General features: G+C 61.9%; 13 protein-coding genes. 4 read left to right on the top strand and 9 right to left on the bottom strand.

Annotated features, from left to right (window positions below; all coding sequences use genetic code 11):
• The 3 genes from PspCFBP13509_RS03110 to PspCFBP13509_RS03100 all read right to left on the bottom strand — a co-directional run bounded on the left by PspCFBP13509_RS03110 (position 1) and on the right by PspCFBP13509_RS03100 (position 3058).
• Positions 1–903, bottom strand: coding sequence for a chemotaxis protein CheV (locus PspCFBP13509_RS03110; RefSeq protein ID WP_027604746.1), 903 nt, complete (start codon positions 901–903; stop codon positions 1–3).
• 99 nt (positions 904–1002) lie between these two features.
• On the bottom strand, positions 1003–1977 hold the full coding sequence (locus tag PspCFBP13509_RS03105) for a 2-hydroxyacid dehydrogenase (RefSeq protein WP_065924245.1): 975 nt from the start codon (positions 1975–1977) through the stop codon (positions 1003–1005).
• Between the two features lie 112 nt (positions 1978–2089).
• The gene (locus tag PspCFBP13509_RS03100; protein ID WP_027604744.1) at positions 2090–3058 is read right to left on the bottom strand and encodes a LysR family transcriptional regulator; all 969 of its coding nucleotides are present in this window, start codon (positions 3056–3058) and stop codon (positions 2090–2092) included.
• 183 nt (positions 3059–3241) lie between these two features.
• On the opposite strand from PspCFBP13509_RS03100, the gene PspCFBP13509_RS03095 reads away from it, so the two are divergent.
• The 4 genes from PspCFBP13509_RS03095 to PspCFBP13509_RS03080 are packed head-to-tail and all read left to right on the top strand — an operon-like array spanning position 3242 to position 8042.
• Positions 3242–4777 carry an efflux transporter outer membrane subunit gene (locus PspCFBP13509_RS03095; RefSeq protein ID WP_137211544.1) on the top strand — a complete coding sequence of 512 codons (1536 nt, stop codon included), beginning with the start codon at positions 3242–3244 and terminating at the stop codon, positions 4775–4777.
• Between the two features lie 26 nt (positions 4778–4803).
• Entirely contained in the window at positions 4804–6981 is a 2178-nt protein-coding gene (locus PspCFBP13509_RS03090) for an FUSC family protein (RefSeq protein WP_137211543.1), read from the top strand.
• The gene (locus tag PspCFBP13509_RS03085; protein ID WP_065924242.1) at positions 6971–7171 is read left to right on the top strand and encodes a DUF1656 domain-containing protein; all 201 of its coding nucleotides are present in this window, start codon (positions 6971–6973) and stop codon (positions 7169–7171) included. The genes PspCFBP13509_RS03090 and PspCFBP13509_RS03085 overlap by 11 nt, the downstream gene beginning before the upstream one ends.
• Positions 7172–7181: 10 nt before the next feature.
• Entirely contained in the window at positions 7182–8042 is an 861-nt protein-coding gene (locus PspCFBP13509_RS03080) for an efflux RND transporter periplasmic adaptor subunit (protein WP_137211542.1), read from the top strand.
• Between the two features lie 127 nt (positions 8043–8169).
• On the opposite strand, the gene PspCFBP13509_RS03075 is transcribed toward PspCFBP13509_RS03080, so the two are convergent.
• From PspCFBP13509_RS03075 to PspCFBP13509_RS03050, 6 genes are all read right to left on the bottom strand, one after another.
• The gene (locus PspCFBP13509_RS03075) at positions 8170–8625 is read right to left on the bottom strand and encodes a hypothetical protein (protein ID WP_242001048.1); all 456 of its coding nucleotides are present in this window, start codon (positions 8623–8625) and stop codon (positions 8170–8172) included.
• On the bottom strand, positions 8615–9541 hold the full coding sequence (locus PspCFBP13509_RS03070) for an NAD synthetase (protein ID WP_083221296.1): 927 nt from the start codon (positions 9539–9541) through the stop codon (positions 8615–8617). Before PspCFBP13509_RS03070 ends, PspCFBP13509_RS03075 begins: the two co-directional genes overlap by 11 nt.
• Before the next feature lie 105 nt (positions 9542–9646).
• Positions 9647–10048 carry a DUF4440 domain-containing protein gene (locus PspCFBP13509_RS03065; protein ID WP_074843947.1) on the bottom strand — a complete coding sequence of 134 codons (402 nt, stop codon included), beginning with the start codon at positions 10046–10048 and terminating at the stop codon, positions 9647–9649.
• Positions 10049–10861, bottom strand: a complete 813-nt coding sequence (locus PspCFBP13509_RS03060; RefSeq protein WP_137211541.1) for an SDR family oxidoreductase — start codon at positions 10859–10861, stop codon at positions 10049–10051.
• 14 nt (positions 10862–10875) lie between these two features.
• Positions 10876–11340 carry a hypothetical protein gene (locus PspCFBP13509_RS03055; RefSeq protein ID WP_027604736.1) on the bottom strand — a complete coding sequence of 155 codons (465 nt, stop codon included), beginning with the start codon at positions 11338–11340 and terminating at the stop codon, positions 10876–10878.
• A gap of 432 nt (positions 11341–11772) precedes the next feature.
• The gene (locus tag PspCFBP13509_RS03050) at positions 11773–13224 is read right to left on the bottom strand and encodes a mannose-1-phosphate guanylyltransferase/mannose-6-phosphate isomerase (protein ID WP_065924237.1); all 1452 of its coding nucleotides are present in this window, start codon (positions 13222–13224) and stop codon (positions 11773–11775) included.
• Between the last annotated feature and the right edge of the window lie 28 nt (positions 13225–13252).

Raw genomic sequence — 13252 nt, 5'->3', positions numbered from 1 at the left:
TTACAGCCCCTGTTGCGCCACGGTCTGGGCGGCGACCACCAGGCATTTGGTCAGTTCGGGCGAGGAGAACTTGGTCAGCACCGCGTTGGCACCGGCCAGGCGCGCCTTTTCGCTGTTCATCGCGCTGTCCAGGGAGGTATGCAGCAGCACGTAGAGATCCTGGAAGTCCGGGGTTTCACGCAGGGTGCGGGTCAGGGCATAACCGTCCATTTCGGACATCTCGATGTCCGACACCACCACATTGATCTGCGCGGCGGTGCCTTGCAGCTCCAGCAGCACATCGATGGCTTCCTTGGCGCTGCGTGCGGTGTGGCAGGTCAGGCCAAGGTTGCGCAGGGTGTGTACCGACTGCTGCAGGGCGACCTGGCTGTCATCCACCACCAGGATCCGCGCATTGCCGAGCACTTCCGCCTCTTCCATGGTCAGGTCGGTAGGCGCCGCTTCAATCGGCGCCGGGGCGATGCCGTGGATGACTTTTTCGATGTCCAGCACCTGCACCAGGCCGCCTTCCACTTGGGTTACCCCGGTGATAAACGCGCGGTTGCCGCCGGAGCCGTAGGGCGGTGGACGAATATCGGTGGTCAGGCAGTGCACGATCTTGCTGACGGCCTGCACATGCAGGCCCTGCTTGGAACGGCTCACGTCGGTGACGATCAGGCAGCCTCCGTTCGGGTCTTCCAGGGGCATTTCCCCCAGGGCGCGACTCAGGTCGATCACCGCCAACGAATTGCCACGCAGGGTGGCGATGCCTTTGACGTGGGGATGAGACTCCGGCAGCTTGGTCAGCGGCGGGCAAGGGATGATCTCGCTGACTTTCAGCAGGTTGATGGCCATCAGCTTGCCGCTGCGCAAGGTAAAGAGCAGAAGCGAGAGTGAGTCTGCGCGGGCTTTGGTGGTGGACATAAAAACCTTCTGTGGATCAGGGATGACGAACTTCTATTGAAGGTTATCGACTCGGGAGAGCCAGGCTTTAACCCGATTTTTTGTCGGGCTGGGCCCGTGTCAGCCCTTCCACACCTGCGGGTTCACCAGGTCCTGCGGGCGCTGGCCCAGCAGGGCGCTGCGCAGGTTGTCCAGCGCGCGGTTGGCCATGGCTTCGCGGGTTTCATGGGTCGCCGAACCGATATGCGGCAGGGTCACCGCGTTGCTCAGTTGGAACAGCGGCGACTCGGCCAACGGCTCCTGCTCATACACATCCAGCCCGGCACCGCGAATGGTCTGGTTTTGCAGGGCCTGGATCAGCGCCGGTTCGTCGACCACCGGACCACGGGAGATATTGATCAGAATCGCGCTGGACTTCATCAGACCCAACTCACGGGTGCTGATCAGGTGGCGGGTCTTGTCGCTCAACGGCACCACCAGGCAGACGAAATCCGCCTCGGCCAGCAACTGGTCGAGGCTGCGCAATTGCGCGCCCAGTTCCTGTTCCAGCTTGGTCTTGCGGCTGTTGCCGCTGTACAGGATCGGCATATTGAAGCCCAGGCGCCCACGCCGGGCCACGGCCGCGCCGATATTGCCCATGCCAACGATACCGAGGGTCTTGCCATGCACGTCACAGCCGAACAGCGGCGCGCCGACGCTGGCTTTCCATTGGCCGGCCTTGGTCCAGGCGTCCAGCTCGGCCACCCGGCGCGCGCTGCTCATCAGCAGGGCGAAGGCCAGGTCGGCAGTGCTTTCGGTCAGTACGTCGGGGGTGTTGGTGAGCATGATCCCGCGCTCGTTGAAGTACGGCACATCGTAGTTGTCGTAGCCCACCGACACGCTGGACACCACCTCCAGCTTGCCCGCGCCTTCGAGCTGCGCGCGGCCCAGCTTGCGACCCACGCCGATCAAACCGTGGGCGTGAGGCAGGGCTTCATTGAATTGAGCGTTGATGTCGCCCAGCTTGGGGTTGGGCGCGATCACGTCGAAATCCTGTTGCAGGCGTTCGATCATTTGCGGGGTGACACGGCTGAAGGCGAGGACGGTCTTTTTCATTGCAGGCGGGCTCATCGACTACGGAAGAATGCCAAGCACGCTAACATTCCTGCCGGCAATTGTCAGGACACCGCCCCTCCCACATTTAAAGACGTGTATCGCCTGGTAGAAATCAGTTCGCCAGCCGTGCACCGCTGAGGCTGCCGCTCAACTCATACGCCACCAGCTCCGCCTGGTGCGCCGCCAGGATCTCCGGCAACGAACCGCGCAGGTATTCCACCCAGGTCTTGATCTTCGCATCCAGGTACTGGCGAGACGGGTAGATGGCGTACAGATTCAACTCCTGGGAACGATAGGTGGGCATGACCCGCACCAATGTGCCGTTGCGCAGGCCTTCGATGGCCGCATACACCGGCAGCAGGCCGACGCCCATGCCGCTGGTGATCGCGGTTTTCATCGCGTCGGCGGAGTTGACCAGGAACGGCGACGTATTGATCGCCACGCTTTCCTGGCCTTCAGGGCCGTTGAAGGTCCACTTGTCCAACTGGATCACCGGGCTGACCAGGCGCAGGCAGGCGTGGTTGAGCAAGTCCTGGGGGCGCTGCGCACAGCCTTTGGCCTTGACGTAGTCCGGCGAGGCGCAGGCGATGCTGTAGGTGATGCCCAGGCGCTGGGAGACGAAGCCCGAGTCCGGCAGCTCGCTGGCGAGCACGATGGACACGTCGTAGCCCTCGTCCAGCAAGTCCGGCACGCGGTTGGCCAGGGTCAGGTCGAAGGTCACGTCCGGGTGGGTGCGGCGGTAGCGGGCGATCGCGTCGATGACGAAGTGCTGGCCGATACCGGTCATGGTGTGCACTTTCAGCTGTCCGGCGGGGCGGGCGTGGGCGTCGCTGGCCTCGGCCTCGGCTTCTTCGACGTAGGCCAGGATCTGCTCGCAGCGCAGCAGGTAGCGTTTACCTGCCTCGGTGAGGGCAATGCGGCGGGTGGTGCGGTTGAGCAAGCGGGTTTGCAGGTGGGCCTCAAGATTGGAGACCGCGCGCGAGACGTTGGCGGTGGTGGTGTCCAGTTGCGCGGCGGCGGCGGTGAAGCTGCCCGCTTCGGCCACGCAACTGAAGGCGCGCATGTTTTGCAAAGTGTCCATGGAGAGTTCTCAGGGGAGATGCCAAATTGTGACAGAAAGTTACGCCGTCCAGGGATCCCTACCAACGGATTATCGCTTGAACGGTAACAAAGATTCACAGGAATGCCAGCTTATCGTCCTCCATGCCGCCGCCTAGAATTGCGCCACCTCCCCCCGCAACACCACCTCAGGAATTCGTTCGCCGTGCCGCGTCGCATCAGCAGAGAGCTGAAGACTCTCATTAACCGAGCGCTGAAGGCTCTCAGTGTTTGCGCTTTATCGTTAGCAATCAGCGGCTGCATCGGAACCGGAGGAATCGCCCCCCAAGGCCAGGCCCTCAATGCCACTACCCTGGCCACCGACGAAGCGATCCGCAGCGCCGCTCAGGATGCCCATTGGCCCACCGCACAATGGTGGCAGGCCTACGGCGACCCCCAGCTCAACCGCTGGGTCGAACTCGCCACCCAAAACAGCCCGAGCATGGCGATGGCTGCCGCGCGGGTGCGGGAAGCGCGGGCCATGGCCGGGGTTGCCGAGTCGGCCGAGTCGCTGCAGATCAACGCTGATACCACCCTCAAACGCCACAATTGGCCGAAGGATCAGTTCTACGGCCCGGGGGAATTGAGCGGTGCCAACACCTGGGACAACAATGCGTCCCTGGGGTTGAGCTACGCCCTCGACCTGTGGGGCCGCGAAAGCAACGCCACCGAGCGTGCCGTCGACCTGGCCCACATGAGCGCGGCCGAAGCCCGCCAGGCCCAGCTTGAACTGCAGAACAACGTGGTGCGCGCCTATATCCAGCTGTCGTTGCATTACGCCAACCGCGATATCGTCGCGGCGACCCTGGCCCAGCAACAGCAGATCCTCGACCTGGCCAACAAACGCCTGGACGCCGGGATCGGCACCCATTTCGACGTGAGCCAGGCCGAAACGCCGCTGCCGGAAACCCATCGCCAATTGGATGCCCTGGACGAGGAAATCGCCCTGAGCCGTAACCAGCTGGCGGCGCTTGCCGGTAAAGGCCCGGGGGAGGGGGCCACGTTGCAGCGTCCGACGCTGTCCCTTGCCGCACCACTGAAACTGCCCTCGAGCCTGCCCGCGCAATTGCTCGGCCAGCGCCCGGATGTGGTTGCCAGCCGTTGGCAGGTCGCGGCGCAAGCCCGTGGCATCGATGTGGCCCACGCCGGTTTCTACCCCAACGTCGACCTGGTCGGCAGCCTCGGCTACATGGCCACCGGCGGCGGCATGCTGGCGTTTCTCGCCGGCAAGAAATTCAACTACAGCGTCGGCCCGGCGATCAGTTTGCCGATCTTCGACGGCGGCCGCCTGCGTGCCGAGCTGGGGGAAGCCAGCGCCGGCTATGACATCGCCGTGGCGCGCTACAACCAGACCCTGGTCAATGCGCTCAAGGGCATCAGCGACCAGTTGATTCGCCGTGAATCCATGGACAAACAAGCAGCATTTGCGGCGCAGTCGGTGGCCTCGGCGCAGAAGACCTACGACATCGCGATGATCGCCTACCAGCGCGGCCTGACCGATTACCTCAATGTACTCAATGCCCAGACCCTGCTGTTTCGCCAACAACAGGTCGAGCAGCAGGTCCAGGCCGCGCGGCTTGGCGCCCATGCCGAACTGGTGACCGCACTGGGTGGCGGTCTCGACGCCGGCAAAGACCTACCGCAGGACGCCAAGACCCTCCCGAGCAAGACCCCGGCGGCGCTTGCCATGTTTGATCACTGAATAGTTTGGTCACTGAGTAGGATTTAATGACTCCGATGCCTGCACCGCTGCGCTGGCTGCATTCCCTTGAGTGGCGCCGTGGTTTTTTCGACTGGGCACGCAGCGACGGCGTGACCTGGGTGTACATCTTCAAGGTGCTGATCGCCGCGTTCCTCACGCTGTGGCTGGCCATGCGCCTGGAGCTGCCGCAACCACGCACCGCGATGATCACCGTGTTTATCGTGATGCAACCGCAGAGCGGCCAGGTGTTTGCCAAGAGCTTCTATCGCTTCCTCGGCACCCTGGCCGGGTCGGCGGTGATGGTGGTGTTGATCGCGTTGTTTGCGCAGAACACCGAGTTGTTCCTGGGGGCGCTGGCGATCTGGGTCGGCATTTGCACCGCTGGCGCGACACGCAACCGTAACTTTCGCGCCTACGGCTTCGTGCTGGCCGGTTACACGGCAGCGATGGTCGGCCTGCCGGCCCTGGCCCATCCGGACGGCGCCTTTATGGCGGCGGTGTGGCGGGTGCTGGAAATCTCCCTGGGGATCCTGTGTTCCACCCTGGTCAGCGCGGCGATCCTGCCGCAGACCTCCAGTGCAGCGATGCGCAACGCGCTCTATCAGCGCTTTGGCGTGTTCGCGCTGTTCGTCACCGACGGCCTGCGCGGGCGCAGCCAACGTGAAGGGTTCGAGGCCAGCAACGTGCGCTTTATCGCCGAGGCCGTGGGCCTGGAAGGGCTGCGCAGCCTCACGGTGTTCGAAGACCCGCATATGCGCCGGCGCAACGGTCGGCTCAGTCGCCTCAACAGCGAGTTCATGAGCATCACCACGCGCTTCAATGCCTTGCACCAGTTGCTCGAACGCCTGCGCACGGATTCCGCGGATCATGTGGTGGCGGCGATCAAACCGGGCCTGCAGGACCTCGCCGAAGTCCTCGACGGCTTCTCCGGCCGTGCCCTCACCAGCCCCGATGCCGCGCGCCTGGTCAACCAGCTCAGTGCCTACAAGGACAGCCTGCCTGCCAAAGTCCGCAGCCTGCGTGCGACCTTCCAGGAGGGCAACCCGAGTGAGGCCGAACAGCTGGATTTTCACACCGCTTATGAACTGCTCTACCGCTTCGTCGATGACCTGCACAACTACGCGCAAACCCATGCCTCCCTGGCCGATCACAGCCATGCACGGGAGCAATGGGACGAAACCTTCAGCCCGAAAACCAACTGGCTGGCCTGCGCCGCCTCGGGGATTCGCGCGTCGTTCATCCTGATTGTGCTGGGCAGTTACTGGGTGGCCACGGCCTGGCCCAGCGGTGCCACCATGACCTTGATCGCCGCTGCCACCGTCGGCCTGTCCGCCGCCACGCCCAACCCCAAGCGCATGGCGTTCCAGATGGCCTGCGGCACCTTGATCGGCGCGTTGGTGGGCTTTGTGGAAATGTTCTTCGTGTTCCCGTGGATCGACGGCTTCCCGCTGCTGTGCGTGATGCTCGCCCCGGTGATCATCCTCGGCGCGTTCCTCGCCTCACGCCCGCAATATGCCGGTGTGGGCGTAGGCCTGCTGATTTTCTTCAGCACCGGTTCGGTGCCGGACAACCTCACGGTCTACAACCCCTACATCTTTATCAACGACTACATCGCCATGATCATTGGCATGCTGGTATGCGCGGCGGCGGGGGCGATCATCCTGCCGCCCAACAGCCGCTGGCTGTGGCGGCGCCTGGAGCAGGACCTGCGCGAACAGGTGGTGTATGCCATCAGCGGCAAGCTCAAGGGGTTGGCGTCGAGTTTCGAAAGCCGCACCCGAGACCTCCTGCACCAGGCCTACGGCCTCGCTGTCGGCCAGCCGCAAGTGCAACGCGACCTGCTGCGCTGGATGTTCGTGGTGCTGGAAGTCGGCCACGCGATCATCGAGTTGCGCAAGGAACAGGCGATCCTGCCGGTACACCCGGCCTATGCCGAATCCCAGCCGTGGCGCCAGGCGATCCGGGTCATGGGGCGTTCGTTGGTGCGCCTGTTCCTGCAACCCAGCGCCAGCAACCTGGAGCGTGGCCTGATCGCCGTCGACCACGCGATCAGCCGCGTGCAGGCCACAGACGAACCCTTCGCCCCGCACTTCGATACCTCGGCCCTGCGCCGGGTGAAAAGCTACCTGCACTTTATCCGCACCTCGTTGCTGGACCCGCAATCACCGCTGGCGGCCCTCAAAGGAACCCCGAATGCCTCGTGAAATCGCATTCCACGGCATCTATATGCCGACCATGACCCTGATGTTCCTGATCGCGGCCGCGTTGGCCTGGGCCCTGGACCGCCTCCTGGCCGGCTTCGACCTGTACCGGTTTTTCTGGCACCCGGCGCTGCTGCGCCTGAGCCTGTTCGTTTGCCTGTTCGGCGCCCTGGCGCTGACCGTCTACCGTTGAGAATGCCCCGATGAAAAAGTTTTTCAGCCTGCTCGCGACCTTGCTGGTACTGGCTTTGGCGATCTGGATTGGCCGCACGTTGTGGGTGCACTACATGCAAACGCCGTGGACCCGCGACGGCCGCGTGCGTGCCGACATCATCAACGTCGCCGCCGACGTCACCGGCGAAGTGGTCGACGTGCCGGTGCGCGATAACCAGTTGGTGAAAAAGGGCGACCTGTTGATGCAGATCGACCCCGAGCACTACCGCATCGCGGTCAAGCAGGCGCAGTCCCTGGTCGCCTCGCGCAAGGCCACCTGGGAAATGCGCAAGGTCAACGCCCACCGCCGCGCCGACCTCGACGCCCTGGTGATCTCCAGGGAAAACCGCGACGACGCCAGCAACATCGCTGACTCGGCCCTGGCGGATTACCAGCACGCACTGGCACAACTCGAAGCGGCCGAACTCAACTTGAAACGCACCCAGGTCGTGGCGGCAGTGGACGGCTACGTCACCAACCTCAACGTGCATCGCGGCGACTACGCGCGCATCGGCGAAGCCAAGATGGCCGTGGTGGATATGAACTCGTTCTGGGTCTATGGCTTCTTCGAAGAAACCAAGCTGCCCCATGTGAACGTCGGCGACAAAGCTGACATGCAGTTGATGAGCGGCGAGACGTTGAAGGGGCACGTAGAAAGCATCTCCCGCGGTATCTACGACCGCGACAACCCCGAGAGCCGCGAATTGATCGCCGATGTGAACCCGACCTTCAACTGGGTGCGCCTGGCCCAGCGGGTGCCGGTGCGGCTTCATATTGATGAAGTGCCGGAGGGGGTGTTGTTGGCGGCGGGGATTACGTGCACGGTGATCGTCAACCAAACGCCGAACTGAAATGTGGGAGGGGGCTTGCTCCCGATTGCGGTGACTCAGTCAACGTATCAAGTGACTGATACTCCGCAATCGGGAGCAAGCCCCCTCCCACATTCGATTTTTGTTGACAGGCAGATTGGGCGCCGCTTCAGGTTTGTGTGTTGGCTCTGATTTTTCGTCGACGTTTTACCCGCAGCATGCTGACGAAGCGGCGGTGGTTTCTTGTATTAAGAATCAGCAGGCAGAACAGCGATTGAAATAGTGGGAATAGTGCAAACAACGTAACTGGGTTGTTCCCCAGGTAGCCTGCCGACAGCAAGGCGTTCAAGGCCGCGACGCCTGCAAGCAGTGGCGGCCCAGAGCGAAACCCCAGCGCCACCAAGGTCAGGCCAATGCACATGGCCAGTAGCAGTGCCATGCTCGCCACGACCGCATATTCGCCAGGGAGATAATTTATTCGTGCGTAATACGACAGGCTATGTGACAGGCTGCCTGAAATACTGACTAGGTTCATTGAGATCCCCATACCCACGGTAAATGCAAACCGTCGGGTGTATCGAGTTAACGTTCGGGGATCTTGCAGGGTATTGATGTCATTGTTCATGGCTGCTGAACTCTTCATAAATGCCGATAACAATAGCGTGGATGTTTCCGGACAGGCCGCTGCCGGTAACTGCCAGAGCGGCACCCACCTGATCGGAGAGTTGAATGAGAAGGTCTTGGCGTAACTGGGCATTGTTGAAGCGCTTGGGGAGTGTTCCGGCCAGCTGCTTTAGCCGAATTATTTCGCGAGGATGACTAGGGTTCTGCAGGCGCAGAACTTCGTTTGTCAGCTTTGCGCGTTCCTGGCGGCTCATGCGCCTCAAAATGTCGGTCAGGTTGCGGCCCGTCGTATTTTTGATCGTCATCACAGCCTTTACCGTGACAAACGTGGTACTGCCCGCGCCCACCAGCGAAATGCCATCCAAGGCTACGGTCATTGCCTGATACCAACTAAGGCTGTCGTAATAATCGTTTTCAGCCGGGTTGGTTAGTTCTTTGTAGGTTCTCCATATGCCGTTGCCACACTGCAAAGCACTGGCAGCCGCAGCGGTGTAAGCAATGTAAGTAACTGCAAGGCTGGAACCTAAGCTGAGAGGCGCCGATGCGATACCTGCCTTGGCAACGATAATCCCGATCACAGCCCCACCACACGCTAGGGTCATCCCCGCTGCCTCGCGCCATAGCTGCGACTCGCGCGGCGAGTTTGCCATCCACTGTGCGTACTCCTCGGCAGTCATCATCGGACCTGCCACTTCCCGAAGAATCACCCGTTTGGGCCTGATACTGCACAACGGCACAAACTCACGCAGCACCGTCACCTGATAATCACTGCCGATATGCACCACACCTGCCCCGACGATGGCCGGGTCGGCGTCAATGGTTCGATAAAGTTTGGGCAGGTCCAGCAGGCTGGTCAGCCGCTGGCGAGTCGTGGTGTGCGCATCCGGCACACCGCTTCGCATAAAATCCCTTGGCATCCTTTCACCTGTGAGTAGACAGAGGTGAAAGAGCCTGGGGATAGTTTCCTTGTAATGCTGTCAGCCCATTCGCTGTTTTTTGTAGGATCCGGCTGGGCAGTTAGTTCATTGAGCTACATAGGTTTCATGCAAATGGCGCCACAACAGCGCGCCACTCGCCTGCTTCTCAAACACCACGGTGGCCCGCCGATCCGTTTGGGTGCCGCTGTTGTCCACCTGATGCTCACGATAAGTCACCGTCGCACCGCGTGCATGCCGGTCAATCCCAGCCATTTCACTCAAGGTGATTTTCAGCCCCGGACGCATTCCGCCCAGGCGCGTGAACAGCGCGTTGACCCCGGCTGCATTGACGCGTGTGCCGGTGGCGGGGGCGATCATGCTGAACTCCGGCGAGAAGCGCGCAAGCAGGTTTTGCAAGGTGCCGTCAGGCGCAACCCCAGCAAACCATTGCTCGATCTCGACGTGGGTCTGGATGACTTCTTCGAAAAAGTCGCTGTAGTCGATCATTTACAAACTCCCCTTCAAACCAAAGCGTTTTTTCAACACGCTTTCCAATAATGCTTTGGGCAACAACGCCGCCATCAACGGCAACGCCCGGCTGCCATTGCCCGAGCGTAACAGGCGTGGCGGCTTTGCCTGTTGCACGGCGTTGAGCACATCCGCTGCAAACACGCCGGCCGGGGTGGGCTTGTCCTGAGAGGCCTGGCTGCGTGCGCGAATGCCCTCGCGCAACGGCCACCACGGCGATTTTTCGTTGATTAACAGTTCGGCCAGGGCGCCGGCGTTTTTTGCGAAGCTTGTATTGATGGCGCCTGGCTGCACCTCCATCACTCGGATGCCAAACGGCGCCAGCTCCATGCGCAGTGCATCACTCAACGCATGCACCGCCGCCTTGGACGCGCAGTAGGCGCCGGCAAACGGCGTGACCAGCACGCCGGAAACGCTGCCGATATTCACCACCAGCCCTTTGCGCTTGCGCAGGGCAGGGAACAGCGCCTGGGTCACGCCGACGATGGAAAATACGTTGGTCTCGAACTGGCGCTGCATCGCCTCGGTGCCGCCATCGAGCAGCGGGCCCATGGCGCCGTAGCCGGCGTTGTTGATCAGTACATCCAGCTCTCCCAGTTGTTCGGCCAGGCGCTGTAAAGCGGCACTGTCATTGACGTCGAGTTCGACGGCATTGAAACCCGCGGCGGCGAGGGCGGTGACGTCTTCCGGGCGGCGGGCGCTGGCCCACACGTTGAAACCGGCGGATTTGAAGGCCTCGGCCAGGGCGCGGCCAATACCGCTGGAGCAACCGGTGATGAGTACGTTGGGCATGGATCAGTCCTTTGTCAGTCCGAGAAGCTGCCTTGCAGGTGCTCGGCGCGAAATTCCAGGGTTTGCGCGCGGTAGCCGGGGCGCAGGGGCGGGGTCGGCAGGCAGTCGTCCCAAGTGGCGCCGGCCTGCAACTCGCCGGGGCCGCGATAGCGCGGGGCAGCATAGACGTTGTCGGCCAGGTTGACCGTATCGCCCGGCGCATAGGCGGCGACGCGCCAGCGCAGTTCGGTGAGGGGGACGTCGTTGCCGTTGTTCAGGGTCAGCTTGAGTGGTCGGTCGGCCGGGCATTCCTGCGGGGCGTAGGTGATGCGCAGTTCCAGGCGCGCCAGTTGCGAGGCTTCGCGGTTGTCCAGCCACACCACCCACACCGCGACAAGACCCAGGCCGACGGCAGCGGCCAACGACACCGGCAATGCCTTGGCCGGGTAGCGCAGCAGGAGGATCAGCCAGGTGATGATCAGTAGAACGCCGAAGAACATGGAGACCACCTCGAGTAGGGAACGAGCATCCTAACTTAAGCGTAGGTGGGATTGGGTAGCTTGAGTGCTGTGGTGGGCTTGCCCCCGATGAGCATAGGTATCTACACAACTCTTAAAGGCTGACACATAACTCTGTGGTGAGCGGGCTTGCCCCGCGCTGGGCTGCGCAGCAGCCCCAATAAGGTCACCGCAGAGTGCCAGAATCAGTCGAGGTGAACGTTTTAGGGGCCGCTTCGCAGCCCAGCGCGGGGCAAGCCCGCTCACCACAGAAGCCTGATTGCCATAGATTCCGTATTCACTGGAAGTTGTGTAGATACCCATGCCCCGATGAGGCCCTCACCGCCAGCGCAAATCCCAAACAAAAAGCCCCCACCCAACCCACTGCGGATAGGGGACGCAATGGGCTGGGTGAGGGCTTCTTGTACGACTGTTTTACTGCGCGATAGTTTTCACCGAAACGCCGCGTTCAACCGGCGTCGAGCGCCCGTAGATATCTTCAAACCGCTCGATATCGTCTTCGCCCAGGTAGCTGCCCGATTGCACTTCGATGATCTCCAACGGGATCTTGCCGGGGTTGCGCAGGCGGTGCACCGAGGCGATCGGGATGTAGGTGGACTGGTTCTCGCAGAGCAGGAACACGTTCTCGTCACAGGTGACTTCGGCGGTGCCGCTGACCACGATCCAGTGTTCGGCGCGGTGGTGGTGCATCTGCAGCGACAGGCACGCGCCCGGCTTGACCGAGATGTGCTTGACCTGGAAGCGGCCGCCCATGTCCACCGAGTCGTAGGAGCCCCACGGACGATAGACTTCGCAGTGGTTCTGGGTTTCGCTGCGGCCCTGTTCGTTGAGGGTGTTGACCATCTGCTTGACACCCTGGACCTTGTCCTTGTGGGCAATCATCATCGCGTCCTTGGTTTCCACCACGACGATGTTTTCCAGGCCGATCACCGATACCAGCTTGCCGTTGCCGTGGATCATGCAGTTCTTGCTGTCCTGGATCACCACGTCGCCCTTGGTGACGTTGCCGTTGGCGTCTTTATCGTTGACCGCCCACAGCGAAGCCCAGCAACCCACGTCGCTCCAGCCGGCGCTCAACGGCACCACGCAGGCGCGCTGGGTTTTTTCCATCACGGCGTAGTCGATGGAGTTGTCCGGGCAGCAGGCGAAGGTGGCTTCGTCGAAGGTCACGGTGTCGGCGTCTTGCTGGCTGCGTTCCAGGGTCAGCACGCAGGTGTCGTAGATGTCCGGATCGTGCTTTTTCAGCTCTTCCAGGAAGCGGCTGGCGCGGAACAGGAACATGCCGCTGTTCCAGAAGTAACCACCGCTTTTGACGAACTCGACGGCGCGTTTTTCATCGGGTTTTTCCACGAATTGCTGTACGCGGCTCACGCCTTCGGGCAGCAGCGAATCGTTGGTGGACTTGATGTAGCCGTAGCCGGTTTCCGGACGGGTCGCCGGCACGCCGAACAGCACCATCTCGCCACGCTCGGCGGCCACGGTGGCCAGGGCCAGGGCGCGTTGCAGGGCTTTTTGGTCGTCGATCACGTGGTCGGCCGGCAGGACCAGCATCAGTTCATCACGGCCTTCGTTGACCAGCATCATCGCGGTGAGGGCCACGGCCGGCGCGGTGTTGCGGCCGAAGGGTTCCATCAGGATGCGTTGGCACTCCAGTTTACGGTTGGCCAGTTGCTCGTTGACGATGAAGCGATGGTCCTTGTTGCAGACCACGATCGGGGCGTCCATGCCTTCGAACACCAGGCGTTCCAGGGTTTGCTGGAACAGCGTGTGCTCGCCGGTCAGGGCCAGGAATTGTTTTGGGAACTGTTTACGGGAAAGCGGCCAAAGACGTGAGCCGCTACCACCGGAAAGGATTACTGGGATCATGTGTTTCTCCTTGAATCAATTTGGGTCA

It is taken from the genome of Pseudomonas sp. CFBP13509 (assembly GCF_005233485.1).
GTDB classification, from domain to species: Bacteria; Pseudomonadota; Gammaproteobacteria; order Pseudomonadales; family Pseudomonadaceae; genus Aquipseudomonas; species Aquipseudomonas marginalis.
Note: the sequence above shows the minus strand (reverse complement) of the source record. Positions and strands in the feature narration are given on the sequence as shown.

Excerpts from the sequence above, each read along its gene's own strand:
- PspCFBP13509_RS03070 (WP_083221296.1), bottom strand. The coding sequence starts at position 9,541 with ATGCCAAGGGATTTTATGCGAAGCGGTGTGCCGGATGCGCACACCACG.
- PspCFBP13509_RS03075 (WP_242001048.1), bottom strand. The coding sequence starts at position 8,625 with ATGAACAATGACATCAATACCCTGCAAGATCCCCGAACGTTAACTCGA.
- PspCFBP13509_RS03105 (WP_065924245.1), bottom strand. The coding sequence starts at position 1,977 with ATGAAAAAGACCGTCCTCGCCTTCAGCCGTGTCACCCCGCAAATGATC.
- PspCFBP13509_RS03085 (WP_065924242.1), top strand. The coding sequence starts at position 6,971 with ATGCCTCGTGAAATCGCATTCCACGGCATCTATATGCCGACCATGACC.
- PspCFBP13509_RS03100 (WP_027604744.1), bottom strand. The coding sequence starts at position 3,058 with ATGGACACTTTGCAAAACATGCGCGCCTTCAGTTGCGTGGCCGAAGCG.
- PspCFBP13509_RS03050 (WP_065924237.1), bottom strand. The coding sequence starts at position 13,224 with ATGATCCCAGTAATCCTTTCCGGTGGTAGCGGCTCACGTCTTTGGCCG.
- PspCFBP13509_RS03060 (WP_137211541.1), bottom strand. The coding sequence starts at position 10,861 with ATGCCCAACGTACTCATCACCGGTTGCTCCAGCGGTATTGGCCGCGCC.
- PspCFBP13509_RS03090 (WP_137211543.1), top strand. The coding sequence starts at position 4,804 with ATGACTCCGATGCCTGCACCGCTGCGCTGGCTGCATTCCCTTGAGTGG.
- PspCFBP13509_RS03110 (WP_027604746.1), bottom strand. The coding sequence starts at position 903 with ATGTCCACCACCAAAGCCCGCGCAGACTCACTCTCGCTTCTGCTCTTT.
- PspCFBP13509_RS03065 (WP_074843947.1), bottom strand. The coding sequence starts at position 10,048 with ATGATCGACTACAGCGACTTTTTCGAAGAAGTCATCCAGACCCACGTC.
- PspCFBP13509_RS03080 (WP_137211542.1), top strand. The coding sequence starts at position 7,182 with ATGAAAAAGTTTTTCAGCCTGCTCGCGACCTTGCTGGTACTGGCTTTG.
- PspCFBP13509_RS03055 (WP_027604736.1), bottom strand. The coding sequence starts at position 11,340 with ATGTTCTTCGGCGTTCTACTGATCATCACCTGGCTGATCCTCCTGCTG.